The sequence below is a fragment of the Methylobacterium sp. AC433 genome, from assembly GCF_979253015.1.
Genome location: NZ_CEEDBN010000001.1, coordinates 129,367 through 151,586 on the forward strand (window position 1 = coordinate 129,367; position 22,220 = coordinate 151,586).

The following is a 22,220-nucleotide window of genomic DNA, read 5'->3' on the forward strand; positions in this document are numbered from 1 at the left end:
CGCTCAGCGCAACCGGGCGGCGGGAGCGAAGGTTGCGCCTTTCCTCAGGGGAGGGCGCCGATGCCGCGCAGGTAGGCGGCGCTCGCCGGGTGCAGCCAGCCGTGGGGCACGGCGTCGACGAGGTTGCGCGGGTCGCTGTCGCCGCCCTGCGGATAGCTCTGCGCGAGGCGCGCCTGGCTCCCGGCCAGAGCCGCGACGAAGCGGGCCACCAGCGCCCCGTCGATGTCCGGCCGGGCGAGGACGAAGCTCCACGAGCCCACCGTGTCGATGGGCGCCTGCTGGCCCTTGAGGGCGTTCGCCGGCACGGTGCGGCGGCGCAGCGAGGTCCCCAGCGCCAGGATGCGGTCGATCGCGTCCGGGGCGGGTCCGAAGAAGCGGGCGCCGCCTGGCGCCTCCGCCAACGTCCGGAAGCCGGGCCAGCCGAGGCCCGCCCCCCAGAGCGCCGCGGCGCGCCCGTCCTGCACCATGACCGCCCCGTCGCCGGCCCGGTCGAGGAGGATCGGCTCGATGTCGCGGTCGGGATCGATCCCCGAGCCGGCCAGGACGGTCCGGCCCATGACGGTGAGGCCGGAGGCGTGGGTGCCGAGGACGACGCGCCGGCCCCGGAGGTCCGGGACGCCGCGGATCTCGCTGGCAGCCAGGACGACGAAGAGGCCGGGCGAGGCGTTCACCGGCGCCACCACGGTGAGGCGCGGACCCGCCTCGGGCTCGGCCCCGAGGGCGTCGGTGGCGTAATCGCCCTGGACCAGGGCGAGATCGACGGTGCCGCTCTTCAGGAGGCCCACATTCTCGGCCGAGCCCTTGGACGGCCGCAGGGTGATGGACAGGGTCGGATCGGTCGCGCCCAGCGCCTCCACCAGCGCCTGACCGAAGGCCGGGAACGAGCCGCCCGGCGTCGCCGTCGCCAGCACGAGGCCACCCGGCGCGCCGGCCGATCGCGCCCGCCCGGGCACGAACAGCGTCGCCGCCGTGGCCCCGACGAGGAATGAGCGCCTGAGCATGGGTCCACCCGGTCTATCAGGGGCCGCGGCACCGCCGCCCCGGCCCGCAGGGTCGCGGACGGCATTCAAGCGGAAGCGGCCGGGCTCGCGCAAGGGGCTGCGGCACGTCGCGAGGGAGCCAAAACCGGTCTCGGAGGCTTGACCCGCTGAGACGTGGCCGCGCGGGCCGCGCGCAACGTGCAAGCTGAAGTGGTCGTCATGCGGACTCGATCGAAACTCGGCCTCGGCGCCCTGGCCGTCATCCTCCTCGGCGGCGCAGCCTTCGTGCGCTTCATCGTCTATCCGGAGAAGGCCACCCTCGAGGCCTCGGCCGGGCAGGGCGCCAGCCCGACCCTGCCGGCTCCGAACCCGACCCTGATGCCCACCGTGAACATCGCCCGCGTCGCCCGCTGGGAGAACGGCGCCAAGCCCCAGGCCGCCGCCGGGCTGCAGGTCGCGGCCTACGCGGAGAACTTCGAGCATCCGCGCTGGATGTCCCTCCTGCCCAACGGCGACGTGCTCGTGGCCGAGGCCAACAAGCCGCAGACCGACGATCCCTCGACCGGCGTCGCCGACTGGGTCGCCGACAAGGTCAAGAGCCTGGCCGGCGCCGGGGTGAAGAGCCCCGACCGCATCGTTCTCCTGCGCGACGCGAACGGCGACGGCGTCGCCGAGGAGCGCCACGTGCTGCTCAAGGACCTGCACTCGCCCTTCGGCATGGCGCTGGTCGGCTCGGACCTCTACGTCGCCAATGCGGATTCGCTGGTGAAGGTGCCCTATCAGGCGGGCCAGACCGAGATCACGGCGACGCCGGAGAAGGTCGTCGACCTGCCGTCCGGCATCAATCACCACTGGACCAAGAACGTCATCGCCAGCCCCGACGGTCAGAAGCTCTACGTGACCGTCGGCTCGAACAGCAATGTCGGCGAGAACGGCCTCGACAAGGAGACCGGCCGCGCGGCGATCTGGGAATACACCATCGCCACCAAGCAGATGCGCGAATACGCCACCGGCCTGCGCAACCCGAACGGCCTCGGGTTCGAGCCGGTGACGGGCAAGCTCTGGACCGCGGTGAACGAGCGCGACGAGATCGGCAGCGACCTCGTGCCCGACTACATCACCTCCGTGCAGGAGGGCGGCTTCTACGGCTGGCCCTACAGCTACTGGGGCAACCACGTGGACGAGCGCGTGCAGCCGCAGAAGCCAGACCTCGTCGCCAAGGCGATCGCGCCGGACTACGCGGTCGGCACCCACACCGCCTCCCTCGGCATCGCGTTCTCGCAGGCGAGCAGCCTCCCGGAGGCCTGGAAGAGCGGCCTCTTCGTCGCCCAGCACGGCTCGTGGAACCGCCGGCCGAAGAGCGGCTACAAGGTGATCTACGTGCCCTTCAAGGACGGCAAGCCCACCGGACAGCCGGTCGACGCGCTGACGGGCTTCCTCAACGCCGACGAGAAGGCCCAGGGGCGCCCGGTGGGCGTCATCCTCGACAAGACCGGCGCGCTGCTGGTCTCGGACGATGTCGGCAAGACGATCTGGCGGGTGAGCGCCACCAGCCGGACCCAGTAGCGGCCTCCGAGCCGACCGCCGGGGCCGGGCTCGCCCGCATCGACGTCCGGCTCGCTTCCGACGAGGCGAGCGACGCCCCGGGGCGGGTCCTTCGGCGCCGTCGCGGGGGACGGGGCGGGTCCCCGAGCCGGCCTCGGAGGCGGATCAGTGCAGGGTCGGCGGCGGCTCCAGGAACGCGCGCATGCCCCCGCCCTCCTCGACGGCGTCGGTGAAGGCGTCGAGTGCATCCTCGTCGGATTCGAAGGTGTCGCTCCAGACCGTCGACCACCCCGCCTGGTCGATGACCTCCAGCGTCCACGGATCCTGCGTGCCCGCGAAGCGATAGACGTTCACGGTCACGGTGACGCCGTCCTGGGTCGCCCGCCCGGTCAGGTCGGAGAATTCCATGTTCGGCTTCTCATCGGTCATCGGTGTCTCTCTTCCCATGACGAGGTCACCGCAGGGATCCGGGTCCGTCCCTGTCTCATGAGCCGAAAGGCGGAGCGTATCAGAGTTCTCGCCGACACGGTTCGGAAATGTTCGGGCGCGCCGCGAGACGCGACCTGCAGCGATTCCACCACGAGAGACCATCAGGCGGCGACGGGCGTGGGGGCGGCCGGCTCGTCCGGGAAGCCGTCGCGTCAGAGGCGCGCCTGCTGGCTGAGCAGCAGCAGCAGCTCGCTCTGGCCGGAGGTTCCGGTCTTCGCGAAGATCCGTTTCAGATGGCTCCGCACGGTGGCCATCGACATCTGGAGAAGGTCCGTACAATCCTGGGGGCCGTGTCCCGCGAGAAGGGCGTTGCAGAGCTCCGACTCCTTCGGCGTCAAGCCGTAGAGTTGCTTGAGAAGGCCGTGATCGGCCGGTGAGCGCGCATCGAGATCGACGATGGTCAGGATGGCCCGGCACCCGTCGAAGTATTCCAGCCCGGTCTTCCGCAGCGGCTGCGCCCGCAGGATCAGAGGCCTGCAACCCTCACGCTCGACGACGACCGGCGCCAGGGCCGGATTGTCGGGCTTCAGGTCGGTCCAGACCGCGGCCGCGATGTGCCGGCGGATGGCCGCCGTGGCACGGGCATCGGCCGGAACGACCAACTCGCCCGCCCGGATGTTCAGATCGCGGCCCAGCAGGCGTTCCGCGGCGGCACTGACCCGCAGGACCCGCCCGGTCCGATCCAGCAGCAGGCTCGGATTGCGGATGGCCCCGAAGGCGTCCGCGATCCCGTTCAGGCGGGCCTCGCCCATGCTGTGAGCGAGCTGGGCCGCGCGGTTCAGGGGGGGCGATCAGCCTCTTCAAGGCCAGCTGTTCCTCCGGCGTGTACGGACCTTGGTCGCCGGTCCGCTGCAGCATCATCACCCAGGCGTCGCCACCGACCTCGACCAGCATGCCGGCGGACCATTGGAAGCCGTGCGGCCGAAGATAGCGCGCGTAGAACGGCTCCGTCCGCATGATGTCCGGCGTCGCGTAATCCTGGTCGACGAAGAGCCCGGTCCTGATCAGCTTGGGCAAGCCGTTGGTGCGGTAGTCCCGCTCGGACCAGCCGCCGCGGAAGTAACCGTCGGCGACCGCCTCCAGGCTGTCGCTCATCGGTATGCCGGGAACGCGCCCCCTGAGCGGAAGCGCGCCCGCGCCGCGTGCCCCCGTCGCGGCGACCAGCAGGGAAACGGCATCCGTCCACCGCTCCGGCTGAATCGCCGCCGAGATGATGCTGTCTTCGATCCTGCGCACAGCATCGTCGTCGAGGTGCATGGAGACGTCCAACGGATCCGAGGCGTATGGCCGGCCGAAGTCTCCGGCTGCGCGCGCGAATACCTTTACAGACTGCTGCGGACGACGCGTCAATTGTCCTGAGCCGTCTCGCGTCGAACGGGACGCGCCGGCCCCGGGCTCACGCCCGGGCCGCTGCCCCCCTCATCCGGCGCGCATGGCCTGCAGCCCCGGCACGGCGCCGAGAAGATCGCGCGTATAGGCGTGCTCGGGCGCGCGGAAGAGGTCGGCGGTGGGACGCATCTCCACGATGGCGCCGCGATGCATCACGGCGATGCGGTCGCAGATCTTGGCGGCGACGCGCAGGTCGTGGGTGATGAACAGCATCGCGAGGTTCAGGCGCCGCTTGAGGTCTTCCAGAAGGTCGAGCACCTGCGCCTGGACCGAGACGTCGAGGGCCGAGACCGCCTCGTCGGCCACGAGCACGTCGGGTTCCATGGCCAGCGCCCGGGCGATGCCGATGCGCTGGCGCTGGCCGCCGGAGAAGGCGTTGGGGTAGCGCTCGGCCGCGCTCGCCGAGAGGCCGACGAGGTCGAGGAGTTCGCGGGCGCGGGCGCGGGCCTCGCGGGCCGGCGTGCCGTGGGCGATCGGACCGGCGGTGATGATCTGCTCGACCGTGCGGCGCGGGTTCAGGGAGGCGAAGGGGTCCTGGAAGATCATCTGGATGCGCTTGCGCTCCTCGCGCAGGGCGCGGGGGGGCAGCGCCGTGTAGTCGAGGCTGCCGAGGCGCACCGTGCCTTGGTCGGGCTCGATCAGCCGGATCGCGAGGCGGGCGGTGGTGGACTTGCCCGAGCCGGATTCGCCGACGAGGCCGAGGGTCTCCCCGCGCCGGACGTCGAAGGCCACCGCCTTGACCGCCGCGACCACGCGCGGCTTGCCGAACAGGCCGGCTCGCGTGGTGTAGGTCTTGGTCAGGCCGATGGCCGAGAGGGCGACGGGCTCGGCCTCGCGGGAGGCGCGCGCCGGGGGCACGAGGCTCGGCACGGCCGCGAGCAGGGCCTGGGTGTAGGGATGCTGCGGGTCCTGCAGGACCGCCTCGGCGCTGCCCTGCTCCACCAGCCGGCCGCGCTGGAGCACGGCGACGTGGTCGGCGATGTCGGCCACCACGCCGAAATCGTGGGTGATGAACAGGACGCTCATGCCGCGCCGCCGCTGCAGGTCGCGGACGAGCTTGAGGATCTGGGCCTGGGTGGTGACGTCCAGCGCCGTGGTCGGCTCGTCGGCGACGAGGATCGAGGGTTCGAGGGCCAGCGCCATGGCGATCATGGCGCGCTGGCGCTGGCCGCCGGAGAGCTGGTGCGGGTAGGCCCGCACGATCTGCACCGGGTCGGGCAGGCCGACCTCCGTGGCGAGCGCCACCGCCCGCGCCCTGCGCTCGGCCGGGGTGAGGAGGTCGTGCGCCTCGAACATCTCGGCGATCTGGTCGCCGATGCGCATGACCGGGTTGAGGGCCGTCATCGGCTCCTGGAACACCATGGCGATGCGGCGCCCGCGCAGGGCGCGCCAGCCGCGCTCGTCCAGGGTTAGGAGGTTCTGGCCCTCGAACAGGATCTCCCCGCCGACCGGCTTCAGCGCGCGGGGCAGGAGGCCGGTGAGCGCGTAGGCGCTCATCGACTTGCCCGAGCCCGATTCGCCGACGACGCAGAGGATCTTGCCCGGCATCAGGTCGAGGGAGAGGTCCTCGACGGCGTGGGGCCGGTCCGAGCCCTTCGGCAGCGCCAGGGTGAGGTTCCGGATGCGGACGACGGGCTCGCTCATGCTCAGGCTCCCTTGAGGGCTTCGCGCCGGGCGAGCACCGCCGGCCCGGTCTCGGCCAGATCCCAGTACAGGCCCGCCATCAGCATCAGGGCCTCGCGCGAGGGCGGTCCGAGCAGGTGCTCGTCCGGGCCGTGCTGGAGGCAGGCCGGGTAGGAATGGGGCACCCACAGGGTGGGCAGGCCGAGGATCTCCGAGAAGGCGTCGTTGGGCAGGGAGCCGCCGAGGTTCGGCAGCAGGGCGGGGCGCTTGCCCGTGCTCTCGGCGATCGAGGCCAGCGCCCAGTCGACCCAGGGGTCCTCGACGGGGAGCCGGGTGGCGCGGAACACCTCCGTGCGGGCGGCGCGGACCTCGACCATCGGAAAGCCGTGCGCATCGAGGTGGGTGCGCAGCGCCGGCAGGATCGCCTCCCAGTCGGTGCCGACGACGAAGCGCAGCTGCAGGGTCGCCTTGGCGTTGGGCGGCACGGCGTTGAGGGGGCCATCCGGGTCGCCGGTCTTGAAGGCCAGCACCTCGAGGGTGTTCCAGGCGAAGACGCGCTCGGCCGCGCTCAACCCGGGCTCGCCCCAATCCGCGTCGATCTTCGGCGCGGTCGGGTCGGTGCCGACGGCGATGTCGGCCAGCGCCGCGCGGACGCCGTCGGGGATCGCGGGCGGGCGCAGGGCGTCGAGGAGGATCTTGCCGCGCCCGTCGACCAGGGTGGCGATGGCGTTGGCCAGCACCGTGCCGGGGTTGCGCAGCAGGCCGCCCCAATTGCCGGAATGGTGGGCGCCCGCGCGCAGATCCAGCAGCATCTCGAAGGTGTAGCCGCCCCGCGAGCCGAGGAAGACGGTCGGGCGCTCGGCGCTGACCCGCGGTCCGTCCGAAGCGATGAGGACGTCGGCCTTCAGGGCCTCGGCCTCGGCCCGGCAGATTTCGCGCAGGCCCGGCGAGCCGGCTTCCTCGCCCATCTCGATCAGCAGCTTGGTGTTGAAGCCCAGGCGTCCGTCCCGCGCCGCCATCACCGCCGCCAGCGCGCCGAGGTTGAGGATGTGCTGGCCCTTGTTGTCGGCGGTGCCGCGCCCGTACCAGCGCTCGCCCTCGATGGTGATGGTCCAGGGGGCGAGGCCGTCGCGCCACTGCTCGGGGTAGCCCCGCACGGTGTCGCCGTGGCCGTAGATCAACACGGTGGGAAGCGCATCGCCCTCGTGGCGCTCGGCGATGAGGAAGGGGCCGTGGGTGCCGTCCGGATTGTCGCGGATGCGGCTGGTGAAGCCGAGCGGCGCGATCAGCGGAACGAGGAAGTCGTCGAGGTAGGCGCGCAGCTTCGGCAATTGGCCGGCGGTCTGGCTCTCGGTGGGACGGGCGACGGCATCCTGAAGGACCTCGAGGAAAGCGCCCTCGTCGTAGTGGCGCGCGGCGCGCGCGATGGCATCGTGTCGGGACATGGACTCACTCGGTCTCGGTGACGGGTCGGTGCGGGGGCTCAGCGCCGCCCCTCGGGGGCGGTGACGTCGCGGATGCCGTCGCCCAGCAGGTTGATCGCCAGGACGAGGACCAGGAGCGCGACGCCCGGGATGGTGATGACCCAGGGCTGGAAGAACATGTACGGCTTGCCCTCCGCGATCATCAGGCCCCAGGACGGCAGGGGCGGCTGGACGCCGAGGCCGAGGAAGGACAGGGCGGCCTCGAGCAGGATGGCGTGCGCCATCTCCAGGGTCGCCACCACGATGAGCGCGTTGAGGATGTTCGGCAGCACCTCCTGGAACAGGATGCGGGCCGGGGAGAACCCCGTGGCGCGCGCCGCCGCGATGAAGTCCTGGTCGCGGATCTGCCGGGTCGCCGCGCGGGTGACCACGGCGAAGCGGTCCCAGAGCAGGAAGCCGAGCACCAGCACCACCACCTTCAGCGAGCCGCCGACCAGGGAGGCCATGGCGAGCGCCACCAGCACCACCGGCATGGCGAGCCGCGTGGTCACGACGTAGCTCACCACCGCGTCGACCTTGCCGCCGAAATAGCCGGCGCAGAGGCCGAGCGTCGTTCCGATCACCCCCGAGATGGCGGCGGCCGCGATCCCGATGAGGAGCGAGATCTGGCTGCCGTAGATCAGCCGGCTGAGATAATCGCGCCCGAGCTTGTCGGTGCCGAGCACGTGGTCCCAGGTGCCCTTCTGTTGCCAGATCGGCGGGATCAGGCGCCGGGAGACGTCCTGGGCGTAGGGATCGTGGGGCGCGATCAGCGGCGCGGCGAGGGCGCAGAGCAGGATGGTCCCGAGGATGCCGGCGCCGATCAGGAAGCCGCCGTGATGCAGCCCGCGCCGAAGCGCCAGCACGGTGGGTGAGCGGGCGGCGGAGGGCGGGGCCGGGCCGTCGACCGGAAGGGTCGCTGGCGTCTCGGGCAGACCGGCTGCGAGGGGGGAGGCGGATGGCTGGAGGGTCATTGGCGCAGCCGGGGATCGAGGAGGGCGTTGAGGAGGTCGGCGGCCAGCGTCAGGGCGATGTAGATCATCGCCAGGACCAGCACGATCGCCTGCACCACGGGGAAGTCGTTGCGGGCGATGGATTCCCAGGCGAGCTGGCCGAGCCCCTGGAGCGAGAACACCGCCTCGATGACGATGGAGCCGCCGAGCATGAAGCCGAACTGGACGGCGGCGAGCGCGATCACCGGGATGACGGCGTTGCGCAGCGCGTGCCGGATCAGGATCTTGCGCGGGGGCAGGCCCTTGGCGCGGGCGGTGCGGACGTAGTCGGAGGCCAGCACTTCGAGCATGCCGTTGCGGGTGAGGCGCATCACCGCCGGCATGGCGTAGTAGCCCAGCGCGACGGCCGGCAGCACGAAGTGCTTCCAGGTCGTGTTGCCGGAGACCGGCAGCCAGCGCAGGTTCACCGAGAAGACCATGATCAGGGTCAGGCCGAACCAGAAGCTCGGCATCGCCTGCCCCAGCACCGAGACCGAGAGCGCGGCCCGGTCGATCCAGGTGTCGCGCTTGACCGCGGCGAGCACCCCGAGGGGGATCGCCACGAACAGCGCGACGGCGAGCGCCACCACGCCGAGGAACAGGGTGATCGGCAGGCGGGCGGCCAGGAGGTCGATCACGCTCTCGCGGAAGTAGAACGAGTTGCCGAAATCGAGCCGGATCGCCTTGGCCGCCCAGGCGACGAACTGCGCCAGGAGCGGCTGGTCGAGCCCGTACTGGACCCGGATCGCCTCCACCTGCACGGAGGTCGCCTCCGGCCCGGCGATGGCGGTGGCGAGGTCGCCCGACAGGTGCAGCAGCATGAAACTCGCCACCGACACCGTCACGGCGACCGCGAGGGCCACGAGACTTCGTTGGATCATGAACCTGAGCACGGCCGGGTTCCCTCGTTCGGTGTTGTCGGTCGACGTGCACGGATTTCAGGTGTTCTGATCGACCGTGTCAGTCTCGGCGTGGCCCTCCTCCCCCTTGCGGGAAGGAGTTGGAGATGGGGTGGTTGGGACACCCTCGACGGACTGAGGATCGCCCCGGCACCCCCACTCCTAACCTCTCTCCGCAAGGGAGAGAGGGACCCGTTCTGCTTGCTCGGTTGGATTTGTATATCCGAACCTCGACCCCTTACTTCCAAGACGCCGCGTAGAAGCGCGGCAGCTCGTCGGGCTGCGCCGTGAAGGCGAGGTCCGAGGTGAAGGCGTAGTTCGTGGAGTAGGAGAACATCGGCAGGGCATAGGCCTGGCCGGCGATGCGCTTGAGGGCTTCGGCGTACTTGACCTTGCGCACGGCCGGGTCGGTGGCGCCGTCCCCGGCCTGCAGCGCCGCGATGGTCTCCGGGTCCTTGGTCAGGTCCTCGTCGCCACCGCGGAAGTAGACGCCCGTGAAGGCCGAGACGTCGAGCACCGAGAACGAGCCCCAGGTCTGGAAGGCGATCGAGACCTTGCCGCCGCGGATCAGGTCGCGCAGGGCCGCGTAGCGCAGGTAGTTCAGGCGCACCTTGATGCCGACCGCGCGCAGGTAGCCGATCACCGCCTCCGCGTAGTCGCGCTCACGGTAGGCGCCCAGATCGATCTCGAAGCCGTCCGGATAACCCGCCTCCTTCAGGAGCGCCTTGGCCTTGGCCGGGTCGTAGGCATAGCGTGGCACACCCTCGTCGGTGCAGCCGAACTGGTCGATGAAGCAGGTCGCGTTCATCACCCGGCTGCCGCCGCGCACGAGGTTGTCGACCATGGCCTTGCGGTCGATGGCGTAGGAGATCGCCTGGCGGACGCGCACGTCCTTGAGCGGCGAATTGGCGGTGGCGCGTCCCAGGGTGTCGAATTGCAGGAAGCCGACCCGCATGGTCTCGGCGCTGAGCACGGTGACGTTCGGGGCGGCCTTCAACTGGTCGGCCTGGTCGCTCGGCACGCGCCAGATCCAGTCGATGCCACCGGTGACGAGTTCGGCCATGCGGCTGTCGGCGTCGGGAATGACGCGGAACTCGAGCTTGCCGATCTTCGGGGAACCGATCGGGCTGCCGGGCCAGTACTTGGCGAAGCGCTCCATCTTCACGCCGCGTCCGTTCTCCACCGCGGTGATGCGGTAGGGTCCGGTGCCGACGGGCGCCTTGGCGAAGCCGTCGAGGCCCACCTTTTTGAAATAGGCGGCCGGGAAGATCGGGGTCGGGCCGGCAAGGTATTCGAGTGCCGCCGGGAAGGCGGTCTTAAGGTGGATGCGAACCGTGCGGGCATCGACGACCTCGGTCGACTTCATCCAGTCGACGTTCTGCTTCGTCACCGTGCGGGCCTCCGGCGTCAGCACGTAGTTGAAGGTGAAGGCCACGTCCTCGGGCCCGAACGCGTCGCCGTTGTGGAAGCTCACGCCCTCGCGCAGGGTCAGTTCGAGGGTGACGGGGTCGACCCATTTCCAGGCGGTGGCCAGCATCGGCTGGTAGGTGCCGGTCTTCGGGTCGCGGTAGATGAGGGTGTCCCAGACGTTGCGGGCCAGGATGACGCCCTCGCGGGCGCTGTTGTGATACGGGCTGACGTTCTCCGGCTCGGTGTCGGAGGCGTAGACCAGGGTGTCGTTGGCCTTTCCGGCCAGCGCCGGGACGCTGGTCGCCAGCATCAGCAGGGTGAGCGCGGCGCGTGCCGCGGAGCTGTGTCTCGCCATGATCCCGGATCCTCTCGCCGCTGGGCCAGCCGGCAAAGCGTCCCACGCCTCGCTGTGCCGCTTTTTTCACCCTGCCATGGTGTTGTGCATTTCACATCGCAACAAGTAGAATTTCGCGATTGCTGCCGTGCCGATCCGGCAACGGAGAATGGATGTGCAGATCGCGAGCCTGCGTTACTTCCTGGCGGTCGCCCGTACCGGCTCGATCGCGGCGGCCTCCACGCAGTTGAACGTCGCCGCCTCGGCGATCAGCCGGCAGATCGCCAATCTCGAGGCCGAGCTCGACTGCGTCCTGTTCGAGCGGCGCCCGCGCGGGATGGTGCCGAGCCCGGCGGGCGAGCTGCTGGCCGCACACGCACACCAGACGCTGATGCGGGCCGAGCAGGTGGCGGCCGAGATTCAGGAGTTGCAGGGCCTCGCCCGGGGGTTCATCCGCGTCGCCACCTCGGAGGGCTTCGCCCTCGACCTGCTGCCGAACGCCATTGCGGAGTTTCACGCGGCGCATCCCGGCATCCGTTTCGAGGTGCAGATGCTGCCGCCGGCCCAGGTCACGCACGTGGTGGCGGCGGGCGATGCCGATATCGGCATCACCTTCGCCATGGCGCCGTCGAGCCTCGTGGCGGTGGCCTACGACAACCTGGTGGAGATGGTCGCGCTCAGCGCTCCCGACCATCCCCTGGCGCGCCAGGCCTCGATCCAACTGGCGGACCTGACGGCCTATCCGATCGCGGTGCCGACCCGCGACACCACGGCCCGCAGGGTCTTCGACGCGGCCTGCCTGGCGGAGGGGATCATCATCGAGCCGACGCTCACGGCCAACATCCTCTCGGCCCTGCTGCCCTTCGTCCGCCGCACCCGGGGATTGGCGCTGATGTCCGCCCTGTCCGTGCAGACGCCGGTGCGCCTGGGCGAACTCGTGTGCATCCCGGTGCGCTCCCGGGCCAGCCTGATGCGGGGCATCCAGGTCCAGGTCATGCGCGACCGCAAGCTGCCGCACGCCGTGCAGGCGTTCCTGCGCCAACTCATCGCGGCGCTGCCGGCCACGGAGCCCGGCGGCGCGTGAGACGTCCGGCGCCGGCGGACTCGACCCGGAGCGCGGCACCTGAGGCGTGTCGCCGGGCGCCGACGGTTCTGGCGGAGGCTTGCGGGCTCTCTCTTCACTTCAACCAAGCGGCAGCCTCGGCCATCCCCCGCTCAGCGGCACGGCTCCGCCGCGACCGTGCCCCAGCCCGGCAGCGGGAAGGCCCGGTCGTAGGCCAGGTTGAAGACGAAGGCGTAGGCCACGTAGAAGGCCGCGATCGCAAGATCCATGAAGAAGGCCTCGACGAGGCCGATGCCGAGGTACCAGGCGATCGGCGGCAGCAGGATCACGAGCAGGCCGGCCTCGAACAGCACCGCATGCGCCGCCCGCAGCAGGAGGCTCTTGCGCGTATGCCCGGTCAGCCGCTGCATCGCACGGTCGAAACCGAGATTGTAGACGTAGTTCCACGCCATCGCGATCAGGGCGCTGCCGACGCCGATGACGCCCATGGCGCTGGCGTGCAGGCCGAACAGCACCGTCCCGAGCGGAATGATGAGCGCGAGCCCGAACATCTCGAACAGGATGGCGTGGCGGATACGGTCGCGCGTGCTTCTCATGGTCGGTCTCGGTGTGATCGGATCGCGGAAAATCGCGTTGGTCCGCCGCCTTCTATCTGCGATACCAGGACCAGCAAGTTGGAACGTATCTCGAAAACAGATAGATGGCCGTCTCGCTCGATCAACTCGAGGCCTTCGTCGCAGCCGCCGAGGCCGGGTCCTTCTCCGGCGCCGCCCGCCTGCTGCGCAAGGCGCAGTCGGCGGTCAGCACGCAGGTGTCGAACCTCGAGGCGGATCTCGGGGTGGCCCTGTTCAGCCGGGCGGGCCGGAACCCCGTGCTCACCCCGGCGGGGGCCCGGCTGCTGCTGGAGGCGCGGGTGGTGCTCGATCGGCGGGAGCACCTCGTCGGCGTGGCGCGCAGCCTGGAGCAGCGGGTGGAGAACCGGCTGGTGGTCGCCATCGACGAACTCTATCCCGAGCACGCCCTCGGCGCCCTGTTCGCCGACTTCGCCCGGCGCTTCCCCTTCGTCGAGCTGGAATTGCTGTTCCCGCTGATGGAGGATGTGAGCCGCATGGTGCAGTCCGGAGCGGCCGACCTCGGCGTGATGTGGCGCCAGGAGGTGCTGCCCACGGAACTCGGCTTCCAGACCATCGGCTGGGTGCCCCTCAAGCTCGTGTGCGGGCGTGACCATCCGCTGGCCAAGGCGCGGGTGGAATGGGAGGAGCTGAAGCGCCACCGCCAGATCCTGGTCGCCGCGCGCAGCGACGGGCCGGAGAAGAGCCGCCTGCGGGTGGCCGCCGAGGTGTGGTGGGTGGAGAGCCACTGGGTGATCCTCGAGATGGTGAAGCACGGGATCGGCTGGGCCTTCGTCACCGACCACGTCATCGCCGCGTCCCAGACCGCGCCGCACCTCGTGACGCCGGACCTCCAGTTCGACCAGGGCGACTGGCCCATCGCCCTGGAGCTGGTCTGGCACAAGCAGCGGCCCTGCGGCCCCGCCTCGGCCTGGCTGCGCGAGCGCTTCGCGGCCGAGCGGATCGGAACCCTGGCGGGGAGTGGTCCGGCGGTCTGAGAGGCCGGCGCCGCGAGCCGGCGGCGCGCCTCCCGCGATCGCCCGTCCCGAAGCGGATGGGTCCGACTTCACCCTCCCGGCGCCCGGGCAAACCACCGGTCCAACGGTCTGGGACGGACGTGGTCGGGGGCAGCGGTCCGGTCCGGGTCGTCGATGCGGCCCGTGGCCCCGAATCTCGCGTCACGGGCGCCCTGCGACGACCGGGCGGGGCCGGCGAACCATCCGCCCCATGGACGATTTTCCAAGGACAGGAGGTATGTCCATGACCGTCGTCGCTTCGAACAAGATCTGGCTCGAGGGCAGTACCGCGCGGACGGAGGGGCAGCCCGTCTCCGCCAATCCCTATCCTGCAGGATCGCAGGAGAGTGCGGATTGGCTGGAGGGTTACACGACCCTGGAGGCCGAGCAGCTCGTCGCCAGTCCGGATGCCGGCGAGACCCTGTAGATCAGCGGCCGAGGAGCCGGCGCCTCACCGGTTCGGGATCGCCCGCACCGATCCGGTCGAGACCGGTTCCGCCAGGGCCGCGGCGAAGGGGTTCAGGCCCTTCCGGTCGGCGATATCGGCCGAGTACAGGGACAGCGCAGCCAGAAGACCGATCGCCAGCGTGGCTTTCAGAACCGTCGCGAGTCGGCCGAGGGCGGATTGCATGGTTCATCCTTGAGACGGCGGTCCGGGTTCATCGGCCAAGTTCGTGGCGCCTTGATGGCCGATGACGGGATGGGCCGCGCCTGCGCGTCGCGAGGCGGCCCCGGCCTGCGTCCCCGAGGATCCGCCTCGGTGCCCTCGGGATGCCAGGTTCGAGGTCCGCGCCTCGGGATCGCCCTGCGACTCCTTGCTTCGCACCCGGGAGGAACGTCGATCGCCGCGGGGCATTGCCTGCTCGCATCCCGACAGCCGTGGCATACCAGTAGGGTTTCCCGCATGCGCAACGCCATCACGCCCGCCCCTCGTCCCCCGGTGACCGCATCCGCGGCGGCGCGCCATGTATCCGGCGCCGCCGACCGCAACGGATGCCCGGACCGGGGCCAGGACGAGCGCCGCTTCGCGGTCGCCGAAGATCGGTCCGGGCTGCCTATCCAGGGCATTTCCCCGGCGTCCGACTTCGAAGGCTTCGGCTCGTTCGCCTGATCGCGGCCGGCGGGCTAGCGATCCTCGCGGAGGCCGTCGTGAGGCAAGGCGTCCATCGAACCCCGCACCTCGCTGCCGCCGAAGACCACCTGCCGGCGCAGCGGCGGTCGCGAGAGGCCGTAGATCAGCCGCGGCTCGGCATGCGCACTCGCCGCGTCCAGGGCCGCGCGGTGCTCGGGCGACAGCGCGAGCCCGAGGGCGGCCAGGTTGTCGTCAACCTGTGCGGGCCGGCTGACACCCATCAGGGTCGAGGCCACACCGGGGCGGCCCACGACCCATGCCAGGGCGATGCGCGCCGCCGGCTCCCCGACCGCATCCGCCACCCGCCGCACCGCCTCCACGATGTCCCAGTTGCGCGGCGTGAACAGGCTGTCACCGAACGGATTGGCGCCGTCGAGGCGTCGGTCCGCGGCCGGCCGCTCGGCGCCCGGCTCCGCGGTCTCCCGCGGCAGGCCGGCCCCGCGCGCAGGAGACGCCTCCACGGCCGCGCGCGCGTACTTCCCGGTGAGCAGCCCGGAGGCGAGCGGCGACCAGGGCACCAGGCCGAGGCCGAACTCGGCCGCGAGCGGGACGTGCTCGTCCTCCACCTCCCGATTCACGAGGGAGTAGAAGTACTGCAACCCGATCGGGCCGGGCAGCCCGCGCACGCAAGCCAGCGTCGCGAGCTTGGCCGCGTACCAGGCCGGCATGTTCGACAGGCCCCAGTAGCGGGTCTTCCCGGCCCGGACGAGGCCCGCCATCGTGTCGAGCAGTTCCTCCGCCGGCGTCACCCCGTCCCAGACGTGCAGCCAGTACAGGTCGATGCAATCCGTCCCGAGGCGGCGCAGCGAGCCCGCGATCGCCGCGTGGACGTGCTTGGCCCCGCACCCGCCCGCATGCGGACCGTTGCCCGTGGCGAAGCCCGCCTTGGTGGCGAGGACGATCCGGTCCCGCAGGCCGCGCTCGGCGAGGAAGCGGCCAATTATGGTCTCGCTGGCTCCGTTGGCATAGACGTCGGCCGTGTCGACGAAGTTGCCGCCGCGCTCGACATAGGCGTCGAACACGGCCCGGCTGCCGGCCTCGTCGAGCCCCCAGCGCGCCGTGCCGAAGGTCATGGTGCCCAGTGCGAGCGGGCTCACCGCGAGCCCCGAGCGGCCCAGCGTGCGGTACTGCGTCAGATCCATTGTTGCGCCCCATCGATGACTGGACCAAGGATGGGGCGCTGTCGCCGGAACGAATAGCCGGGCCGAACTGCAAGGGCCTGTGAGCGGGATGCAGCAATGCGGCGCGGCGACCTCGACGATCTCTCCGCCTTCGCGGCGGTGGCACGCACCCGCAGCTTCACGCGGGCGGCGGCCGATCTCGGCCTGTCGCCCTCCGCCCTCAGCCACGCGATGCGCGGGCTGGAGACGCGCCTCGGCGTGCGCCTCCTCGCACGCACGACGCGCAGCGTCGCCCCGACGCCGGCCGGTGAGCGCCTGCTGCGCTCCCTCGACCCCGCGCTCGCGGAGGTCGCGCGCGGGCTCGCCTCCCTCGCGGAGTGGCGGGGCGCACCCTCGGGGACCCTCCGCTTGACGACGTTCTCCTACGCGGCCCGCGCCATCCTCGAGCCGTCCCTACCCCGGTTTCTCCTCGACCATCCTGCGGTCTCGGTCGAGGTCGTCGTCGACGACCGCCTGACCGACATCGTCACGGCGGGCTTCGACGCCGGGATCCGCTTCGGCGAGACGGTGGAGCGTGACATGGTGGCGGTGCGCGTCGGCCCCGACCTGCGCACCGTCGTGGTGGGAACGCCGGCGTACTTCACGCGACATCCCGAGCCGAAGGCGCCGGGCGACCTGGAGAGCCACAATTGCGTCAACTACCGCCTGGTCGGCGGGGGCGGCCTCCTCCCCTGGGAGTTCGCCCGCGAGGGGCGCGAGGTTCGGCTGCGTGCCGCCGGGCAACTGGTGGTGACCGATGGCGGCCTCATCGCCGCCGCGGTGAGGGCCGGGGTGGGGCTCGGCTACATGCTGGAGAGCGAGGTCGCGGCCGACCTCGCCGCCGGTCGGCTGGTGCAGGTGCTGGAGGATTGGTGCCCGCCCTTCCCGGGTTGCCACCTCTACTACCCCGGTCGACAGGTGACGCCGGCCCTGCGCGCGCTGATCGACGCCCTTCGTTGGACGGAAGGCCGCTCGACCTAGCATCGGGGTCGCGGACCGGCGGAGGCTCAGCCTATCGGGACCGTTGGACCGTCGTTCGGGCCATGCATCGCGGATCTCGCAGGACGAGGAAGCCATCAGATCCGCGACGGAGAAGACACCGTTCCGTTCGCTCAAGTCCAGCGGGCGATCGTGGACGGGCGAGTTGTTCGCCGATCCTTTCTCTACTCAAGAGATCGTCCGGATTCGGAGATCTGAACCAATCTCCATCGATTTCTGAGCCGATCGGCCCGAACCGATGTCTTCCTGCCGAGTTGGATCGCGAAAAGGAGTTGCTCATGCGCTTCCGGATCGCTCTTCTGGCCGTCATCGGTTTTGGTGCACCTGCATTTGCGCAATCCTCAGCGCCCGCGCCGGGCGGCGGGGGCAAGATCGACGCCGAACTGGGCGAGCTTCGCGCTGCGCCCGTGCCGAGCCAGGCGAAAGACCTGGATCCCTTGCAGCTGGCAGCGGCCCAGCGCGAGCGAGCCGCCTCGATCGAGGAGAAGACGAACGGCCTGTGGCAGTCCTGGACCGTGTCGATCTGCGAGGGATGCGGAGCCACGCCATCCTACAGGAAGACGATCGACGACGACTTCGCCAATCGGAAGAGGCTCGCGGATCTCAAGTCCAAGACTGCGCCGTCCAAGACTGCGCCGGCAAAGAGCGCGCGGCAGGCTCCCGAGCCGCCAACCGCTCAGGCGCCGGGGCGCAGCCTCTACGCCGATCTCTCGACGGAAAACATCAGCCAGATCCGGCGCATGCCGGGTCGGTGACACTCCGGCCCGGTGGAGTGGCCAAGTGGGACGGCCATGTGGGACGGGCATGTGGGGCGGCATCGTACGTCGTCCGCCCCGTGCGATCCGCGACAGGCCTCCGTTCGATGCCCCGTCCGAGCCTGCCGCAGCCTTCGACCTGCCCGACCGGTGACGGGTCGGAGCCGCGCTCGGACCGGGCCTTCCGGCCTCCGTCCTCGGGGACAGGACCTATATTCGTCTCAGGAGAACGTCCTTCATCTTCGTCGTGAGACGGGACGGCAGCTTGCGCAGGAGAGGCTTGAAAGCGATCTGGCTGTAGGACGCGATGTCTTCGTATTTTTCGGGATGCACCAGATTCAGGGGGTAGGTGCTCAAGGAGTTTTCCCTGATATAGTTCTCGACCGTTTCTATGTGATCTGTTCTCTTTGTGTTGACGTAGAGCAGTGTATTTTGCTTGTACCAGTAATGGACGTCGTCTCTGTGCCAGATCTGAGGTCTGACGACGTCGAAATGCCGATACCCGCGCTCCGCGAACTTGTCGGCCCACCAGGATTGCCACATCTCGTTGATATGACGGAAACCGCCTTGATAGGGGATGGCCGCGCCAAACAGCAATAAATCGCTGTGCTGCGTAAGATTGTCGACCATGATGTTCGACGATTCGTTCTTGATATGCTCCGCAACTTCGAGGCTGATCGCGAGATCGAACCGTCGGCCCATTTCAAATCTGTTTTCCAGGTTGCCGATCTTTATATCGTCTTTCGGAATCTGTAGATCTTCCATCTTCGTCCAAGGGCCGTCGATACCCTTGCAGACACTGAAGCCCAGGTTTCTGCTCGTCTTCAGCCAGAGGCCGTCACCACACCCGATGTCCAGAATGCTGTCGACGTCGAAGATGTCTCGAATGATCGATAGCGTGAGTTTCGCGGATCGTTCTGTCTTCTCACGGTGCATTCGATGCCAATCAAAATCGTACATTGATTGCATGCTCCTGCGGAGGCTGCCCAGCGCCCGAGACCGCATGGTAATGTCGTTCCGGGGCAGATCAACTGTCGCTCATCCGGTTTCTGCTTCATCCGATCAGGTCTTGGCGTGGCACTTCACTGTGGATCTGGCTCCCGGAGCGCCGGAGACGGCCGCGAAACGCCCCGGGCCTGGCGCAAGCGGGCCGTGATCCGTGGACGCCGCCGCGCGAGGGGACGCGTCGATCGCGTGTGGATACGTCGGTGCCGTCCGGCCCGGCGCCGAGCGGCGATGCGGAGCGCGACCTGCCCGCCGGTGTTCGAGCCGACCTGGAACGCGGTGGCTCATCGGTACGACCGCACAAAAATCGTCCCGCGAGGCCGGTGCGGCAGCCACCACGGACGGTGACGCCGCTGTGCCCCGATCCCGGGACGTCGCCGCCGCTCAGGTTCGCTCGCTCGGACTCCGCCGCCTGCCGTGAACGGCACGGCGCAGGACGCGTGAGACCTGATCCGCGGAATAGGGCTTACTCAGGACCTCGAAGCCGTGGGTCCCATCGCGGGCCAGGACGTGGCTATAGCCCGAGGCCAGGACCACGGGCAGGTCGGGCAGGGTGCTCCGCAGAAGCGTGGCCAGCTTGATGCCGCCCATCCCCGGCATCACGACGTCCGAGAAGACGACATCGAAGTCGCCGCCGTGGGGTCCGAGCTTGTCCAGGGCCTCCTCGGCACTGGTCGCCCAGGTCGTCTCGTAGCCGAGGTCATGCAGGATCTGAGTCGCGAAGCGTCCGACCTCGATGTTGTCCTCGACCACCAGGACCCGGTGGCCGGCGCCACCCGGCTCGACGAGGGCGGGTTCGACGTCCTGCGCCTCGGACGATCCCATCTCGGCGACCTGCGGCAGATAGAGGGTGAAGGTCGTCCCGCGGGACGGTTTGCTCTCGAAGGTGACGTCCCCGCCGGACTGCTTGGCGAAGCCGAAGACCTGGGACAGGCCGAGGCCCGTCCCCTTGCCGACGTCCTTGGTCGTGAAGAACGGCTCGAACACCCGCGCCTGCACGTCCGGAGCAATGCCGCAGCCGGTATCCCGCAGCGAGATCGCCGCGAACGGACCGGGGGAGCCCGCATGGCCCCGTATGGGGGGCAGGGACGCGCCGCACGCGAGCCGGAGCGTCAGGGTTCCCTCGCCGTCCATCGCGTCCCGCGCGTTCACGGCCATGTTCACCAGGGCGGTCTCGAACTGGCTGACATCCACCTCGATGAAACAGGGCCGCTCCGGCAGCTCGGCCACGACCTTGATGCGGGCGCCCGTGATCGTATCCAGCAGATCGGCCAGGGCCTGCAGCCGCGCGCCGACGTCGATGGTCACGGGTTGAAGGGTCTGGCGACGGGCGAACGCGAGAAGCTGGCCGGTCAGCCGGGAGGCGCGCTCGACGGTGTCGGAGACCGCGTTCAGGTAGCGGCTTCGACGCGCCTCGGGCAGGTCGGGGCGCAGCAGGAAATCCACGGACGAGCGGATGATGGTCAGCAGATTGTTGAAGTCATGCGCCACGCCTCCGGTGAGCTGTCCGACGGCTTCGAGCTTCTGCGACTGCCTCAGCACCTCCTCCGTCTCGAGGAGCTGCGAGGTCCGTTCCTCCACCCGCTGCTCGAGCGTCGCATTCAAGGCTTCGAGGTCGCCGACCGCCTCGCGAAGGGCCGTCACCGCCCGGACGCGCTCGATATGCGCCCAGGAGCGCTCCGTCACCTCGCCGATGAGGGCCAGCTCGTGATCCGTCCACGTGCGGGGCACGCGATCATGGATGGCCATCAGCGCGGTCAGCCGGCCGTCCTTGACGAGGGGCATGCAGATCGTGGCCGCGATGCCGATGGCCTGGAACGTGGCTGCCTCCTCGGGCGCCAGCTCCGCCAGGTTGTCGTTGATGACGAGCGGCCTGCCGGCGCCGAGATCCTCGACGGCCCGCCGGCCGAAATCCGCGAGGCTGTAATGCCCCACGATGCTCGGGGATCCTTCGGCCGCCCAATCCCCGCGGATGGTGAAGCCGTCCTCGTCGGGGTCCATGTCCGCGTAGGCGCAATTGGACAATCCGAGATGCTCGGCCACCATGCGGGTGGTCGTCGCGAGAATGTCGTCGGCATCGGTGCTGTTGGCCGCTTCTCGTCCGAGACGGTCGAGGAACCTCAGGCGCGCCTCGTTCTCCCGGAGGGCCGCCTCGGCCAGGACGCGCCCGGTCGTCTCGGTGCAGGCGCAAAACATGCCTGCGACCCTGTCCTGCTCGTCGCGCACCGGGGAATAGGAGAAGGTGAACCAGGTCGGCTCGTCGTAGCCGTGTCGATTCATGGTGAGCGGCATGTTCTCGGACCACGTCGCCTCGCCCGACATCGCCCGCTCGACCAGGGGGATGATGTCGGGCCAGATCTCCGACCAGATGTCCTGGAAGTGCCCTCCGAGCGCGGCCGGATGCTTGTCGCCGAGGATCTCCACGTAGGCATCGTTGTAGAGAAAGCCGAGTTCGGGCCCGAAGGCCACGAACATCGGAAATCGTGATCCCAGCAGAAGGCTCACGGTCGACCGGAGGCAGGGCGGCCAGGTATCGGGGGATCCGAGCGGCGAGCCGGACCAGTCGTGAATGCGCATGAGCGCGCCCATCCGACCGCCGCCTGCGAGGAAAAGTGGGAACCCGTCGGAGGCGTTCTCAGGCATGGGGCAGCAACGAGCTCGGATGCCGACGTTCCGCAACGTCGTGGGTGCTGGTCATTCGGTTCACGTTCCGATGACCGCTCGGGTACCTGAGGGGAGAACATCGAAGGGCGCAAGGTGGCCGAGACTTCGCGGACGGCAAGCTCGTCCACGGCATCGCCACGGATCGTTGCGGCGACCACGGCCGAAGACGGTCGTGCGGAAGAAGACGAACTCAAGCGGAACGGTGGCACGTTCGGAAAGCTGCGTGATGCGGCACCGTCCGTGATCGTGGACGCCTGCCGATCACCGGACGGCATTCGACCTCGTCCGGGCCTAGCGCCTGCCGGGCGCGGCAACGGTCTCTCCCGGCGAGCCCGTGGCGCTGCGGCAAGGTTCCGATCCGACACCTGCAACGTCTCGCGCTCTCCATGGTCCCGATGGACCAAGTTCTGGAACAGGCAGAGCAAGGAAGTATGCAGGATCGCTTCGCTCTATGTCCTGTAGGCTAGGCGTTGGCGAAGCATACCACTATTTTGCAACCATTTGCCTGATTTTTAATCTATCCGGCTCGGATTGTGCGCAATAATCTTTTTAACAATGTTTCGAATGTGCGCGCGGATCACCTCCGCGTGCTGATCTTCGTTCTGAGGTGGTGAGGGTTTTTCGGGATCTGTCACGGCGTGCACGATTATGCCCTCGTCCCTGGTCGGCCAACACAGTTGCATCAATTATC

The 22,220-nt window shown here is 69.5% G+C and carries 20 protein-coding genes; 7 read left to right on the plus strand and 13 right to left on the minus strand.

The window, feature by feature from the left end; genetic code table 11:
* Positions 1–44: 44 nt before the first annotated feature.
* Entirely contained in the window at positions 45–1,001 is a 957-nt protein-coding gene (locus AC0IWM_RS00610; protein ID WP_471752596.1) for a TAXI family TRAP transporter solute-binding subunit, read from the minus strand.
* A 198-nt stretch (positions 1,002–1,199) separates the two neighbouring features.
* Here AC0IWM_RS00610 and AC0IWM_RS00615 point away from each other — a divergent pair, with 198 nt between their 5' ends.
* Complete coding sequence (locus AC0IWM_RS00615) at positions 1,200–2,546, plus strand: PQQ-dependent sugar dehydrogenase (RefSeq protein ID WP_471752597.1); 1,347 nt, start codon at positions 1,200–1,202, stop codon at positions 2,544–2,546.
* 144 nt (positions 2,547–2,690) lie between these two features.
* Here the strand turns inward: AC0IWM_RS00615 and AC0IWM_RS00620 are convergent, their stop codons facing one another.
* From AC0IWM_RS00620 to AC0IWM_RS00650, 7 genes are all read right to left on the minus strand, one after another.
* Positions 2,691–2,954 (minus strand): hypothetical protein, encoded by a 264-nt coding sequence (locus AC0IWM_RS00620; RefSeq protein WP_056471924.1) that lies wholly within the window; start codon positions 2,952–2,954, stop codon positions 2,691–2,693.
* Between the two features lie 212 nt (positions 2,955–3,166).
* Positions 3,167–3,766 (minus strand): helix-turn-helix transcriptional regulator, encoded by a 600-nt coding sequence (locus AC0IWM_RS00625; protein ID WP_471752598.1) that lies wholly within the window; start codon positions 3,764–3,766, stop codon positions 3,167–3,169.
* A gap of 667 nt (positions 3,767–4,433) precedes the next feature.
* Positions 4,434–6,047, minus strand: coding sequence for an ABC transporter ATP-binding protein (locus AC0IWM_RS00630; protein WP_471752599.1), 1,614 nt, complete (start codon positions 6,045–6,047; stop codon positions 4,434–4,436).
* 2 nt (positions 6,048–6,049) lie between these two features.
* A complete protein-coding gene (locus tag AC0IWM_RS00635; protein ID WP_471752600.1) occupies positions 6,050–7,471 on the minus strand; it encodes a M20 family metallopeptidase in 1,422 nt (473 codons plus the stop codon).
* Positions 7,472–7,509: 38 nt separating this feature from the next.
* Positions 7,510–8,463 (minus strand): ABC transporter permease, encoded by a 954-nt coding sequence (locus AC0IWM_RS00640; protein ID WP_471752601.1) that lies wholly within the window; start codon positions 8,461–8,463, stop codon positions 7,510–7,512.
* Positions 8,460–9,374: an ABC transporter permease gene (locus AC0IWM_RS00645; protein ID WP_471752602.1), complete on the minus strand. Its 915-nt coding sequence runs from the start codon at positions 9,372–9,374 to the stop codon at positions 8,460–8,462. Before AC0IWM_RS00645 ends, AC0IWM_RS00640 begins: the two co-directional genes overlap by 4 nt.
* A 244-nt stretch (positions 9,375–9,618) precedes the next feature.
* Entirely contained in the window at positions 9,619–11,145 is a 1,527-nt protein-coding gene (locus AC0IWM_RS00650) for an ABC transporter substrate-binding protein (protein ID WP_471752603.1), read from the minus strand.
* Positions 11,146–11,299: 154 nt separating this feature from the next.
* Between AC0IWM_RS00650 and AC0IWM_RS00655 the strand changes: the two genes are divergently transcribed.
* Positions 11,300–12,208: a LysR family transcriptional regulator gene (locus AC0IWM_RS00655; protein ID WP_471752604.1), complete on the plus strand. Its 909-nt coding sequence runs from the start codon at positions 11,300–11,302 to the stop codon at positions 12,206–12,208.
* A gap of 131 nt (positions 12,209–12,339) precedes the next feature.
* On the opposite strand, the gene AC0IWM_RS00660 is transcribed toward AC0IWM_RS00655, so the two are convergent.
* Positions 12,340–12,783, minus strand: coding sequence for a PACE efflux transporter (locus tag AC0IWM_RS00660; RefSeq protein ID WP_471752605.1), 444 nt, complete (start codon positions 12,781–12,783; stop codon positions 12,340–12,342).
* Between the two features lie 104 nt (positions 12,784–12,887).
* Between AC0IWM_RS00660 and AC0IWM_RS00665 the strand changes: the two genes are divergently transcribed.
* Positions 12,888–13,796, plus strand: coding sequence for a LysR family transcriptional regulator (locus AC0IWM_RS00665; RefSeq protein WP_471752606.1), 909 nt, complete (start codon positions 12,888–12,890; stop codon positions 13,794–13,796).
* A 262-nt stretch (positions 13,797–14,058) separates the two neighbouring features.
* Complete coding sequence (locus tag AC0IWM_RS00670) at positions 14,059–14,241, plus strand: hypothetical protein (RefSeq protein ID WP_471752607.1); 183 nt, start codon at positions 14,059–14,061, stop codon at positions 14,239–14,241.
* A gap of 24 nt (positions 14,242–14,265) precedes the next feature.
* Here the strand turns inward: AC0IWM_RS00670 and AC0IWM_RS00675 are convergent, their stop codons facing one another.
* The gene (locus tag AC0IWM_RS00675; RefSeq protein ID WP_056471896.1) at positions 14,266–14,445 is read right to left on the minus strand and encodes a hypothetical protein; all 180 of its coding nucleotides are present in this window, start codon (positions 14,443–14,445) and stop codon (positions 14,266–14,268) included.
* Between the two features lie 273 nt (positions 14,446–14,718).
* Here AC0IWM_RS00675 and AC0IWM_RS00680 point away from each other — a divergent pair, with 273 nt between their 5' ends.
* A complete protein-coding gene (locus AC0IWM_RS00680; RefSeq protein WP_471752608.1) occupies positions 14,719–14,925 on the plus strand; it encodes a hypothetical protein in 207 nt (68 codons plus the stop codon).
* Positions 14,926–14,939: 14 nt separating this feature from the next.
* Here AC0IWM_RS00680 and AC0IWM_RS00685 read toward each other — a convergent pair whose 3' ends face one another.
* Positions 14,940–16,088 (minus strand): aldo/keto reductase, encoded by a 1,149-nt coding sequence (locus AC0IWM_RS00685; RefSeq protein ID WP_471752609.1) that lies wholly within the window; start codon positions 16,086–16,088, stop codon positions 14,940–14,942.
* 96 nt (positions 16,089–16,184) lie between these two features.
* Here AC0IWM_RS00685 and AC0IWM_RS00690 point away from each other — a divergent pair, with 96 nt between their 5' ends.
* Positions 16,185–17,087 carry a LysR family transcriptional regulator gene (locus tag AC0IWM_RS00690; protein WP_471752610.1) on the plus strand — a complete coding sequence of 301 codons (903 nt, stop codon included), beginning with the start codon at positions 16,185–16,187 and terminating at the stop codon, positions 17,085–17,087.
* Positions 17,088–17,383: 296 nt separating this feature from the next.
* On the plus strand, positions 17,384–17,860 hold the full coding sequence (locus tag AC0IWM_RS00695) for a hypothetical protein (protein WP_471752611.1): 477 nt from the start codon (positions 17,384–17,386) through the stop codon (positions 17,858–17,860).
* A 210-nt stretch (positions 17,861–18,070) separates the two neighbouring features.
* Here AC0IWM_RS00695 and AC0IWM_RS00700 read toward each other — a convergent pair whose 3' ends face one another.
* Together AC0IWM_RS00700 and AC0IWM_RS00705 are read right to left on the minus strand one after the other, a co-directional pair.
* Positions 18,071–18,820, minus strand: coding sequence for a methyltransferase domain-containing protein (locus AC0IWM_RS00700; RefSeq protein ID WP_471752612.1), 750 nt, complete (start codon positions 18,818–18,820; stop codon positions 18,071–18,073).
* Between the two features lie 429 nt (positions 18,821–19,249).
* Complete coding sequence (locus AC0IWM_RS00705) at positions 19,250–21,340, minus strand: ATP-binding protein (RefSeq protein WP_471752613.1); 2,091 nt, start codon at positions 21,338–21,340, stop codon at positions 19,250–19,252.
* Between the last annotated feature and the right edge of the window lie 880 nt (positions 21,341–22,220).

What these genes read in the sequence shown, in the direction of transcription:
- AC0IWM_RS00610 (WP_471752596.1), bottom strand. Translation starts at nt 1,001, where the DNA reads ATGCTCAGGCGCTCATTCCTCGTCGGGGCCACGGCGGCGACGCTGTTC.
- AC0IWM_RS00615 (WP_471752597.1), top strand. Translation starts at nt 1,200, where the DNA reads ATGCGGACTCGATCGAAACTCGGCCTCGGCGCCCTGGCCGTCATCCTC.
- AC0IWM_RS00620 (WP_056471924.1), bottom strand. Translation starts at nt 2,954, where the DNA reads ATGACCGATGAGAAGCCGAACATGGAATTCTCCGACCTGACCGGGCGG.
- AC0IWM_RS00625 (WP_471752598.1), bottom strand. Translation starts at nt 3,766, where the DNA reads ATGGGCGAGGCCCGCCTGAACGGGATCGCGGACGCCTTCGGGGCCATC.
- AC0IWM_RS00630 (WP_471752599.1), bottom strand. Translation starts at nt 6,047, where the DNA reads ATGAGCGAGCCCGTCGTCCGCATCCGGAACCTCACCCTGGCGCTGCCG.
- AC0IWM_RS00635 (WP_471752600.1), bottom strand. Translation starts at nt 7,471, where the DNA reads ATGTCCCGACACGATGCCATCGCGCGCGCCGCGCGCCACTACGACGAG.
- AC0IWM_RS00640 (WP_471752601.1), bottom strand. Translation starts at nt 8,463, where the DNA reads ATGACCCTCCAGCCATCCGCCTCCCCCCTCGCAGCCGGTCTGCCCGAG.
- AC0IWM_RS00650 (WP_471752603.1), bottom strand. Translation starts at nt 11,145, where the DNA reads ATGGCGAGACACAGCTCCGCGGCACGCGCCGCGCTCACCCTGCTGATG.
- AC0IWM_RS00660 (WP_471752605.1), bottom strand. Translation starts at nt 12,783, where the DNA reads ATGAGAAGCACGCGCGACCGTATCCGCCACGCCATCCTGTTCGAGATG.
- AC0IWM_RS00665 (WP_471752606.1), top strand. Translation starts at nt 12,888, where the DNA reads ATGGCCGTCTCGCTCGATCAACTCGAGGCCTTCGTCGCAGCCGCCGAG.
- AC0IWM_RS00670 (WP_471752607.1), top strand. Translation starts at nt 14,059, where the DNA reads ATGACCGTCGTCGCTTCGAACAAGATCTGGCTCGAGGGCAGTACCGCG.
- AC0IWM_RS00675 (WP_056471896.1), bottom strand. Translation starts at nt 14,445, where the DNA reads ATGCAATCCGCCCTCGGCCGACTCGCGACGGTTCTGAAAGCCACGCTG.
- AC0IWM_RS00680 (WP_471752608.1), top strand. Translation starts at nt 14,719, where the DNA reads ATGCGCAACGCCATCACGCCCGCCCCTCGTCCCCCGGTGACCGCATCC.
- AC0IWM_RS00685 (WP_471752609.1), bottom strand. Translation starts at nt 16,088, where the DNA reads ATGGATCTGACGCAGTACCGCACGCTGGGCCGCTCGGGGCTCGCGGTG.
- AC0IWM_RS00690 (WP_471752610.1), top strand. Translation starts at nt 16,185, where the DNA reads ATGCGGCGCGGCGACCTCGACGATCTCTCCGCCTTCGCGGCGGTGGCA.
- AC0IWM_RS00695 (WP_471752611.1), top strand. Translation starts at nt 17,384, where the DNA reads ATGCGCTTCCGGATCGCTCTTCTGGCCGTCATCGGTTTTGGTGCACCT.
- AC0IWM_RS00700 (WP_471752612.1), bottom strand. Translation starts at nt 18,820, where the DNA reads ATGTACGATTTTGATTGGCATCGAATGCACCGTGAGAAGACAGAACGA.
- AC0IWM_RS00705 (WP_471752613.1), bottom strand. Translation starts at nt 21,340, where the DNA reads ATGTTCGTGGCCTTCGGGCCCGAACTCGGCTTTCTCTACAACGATGCC.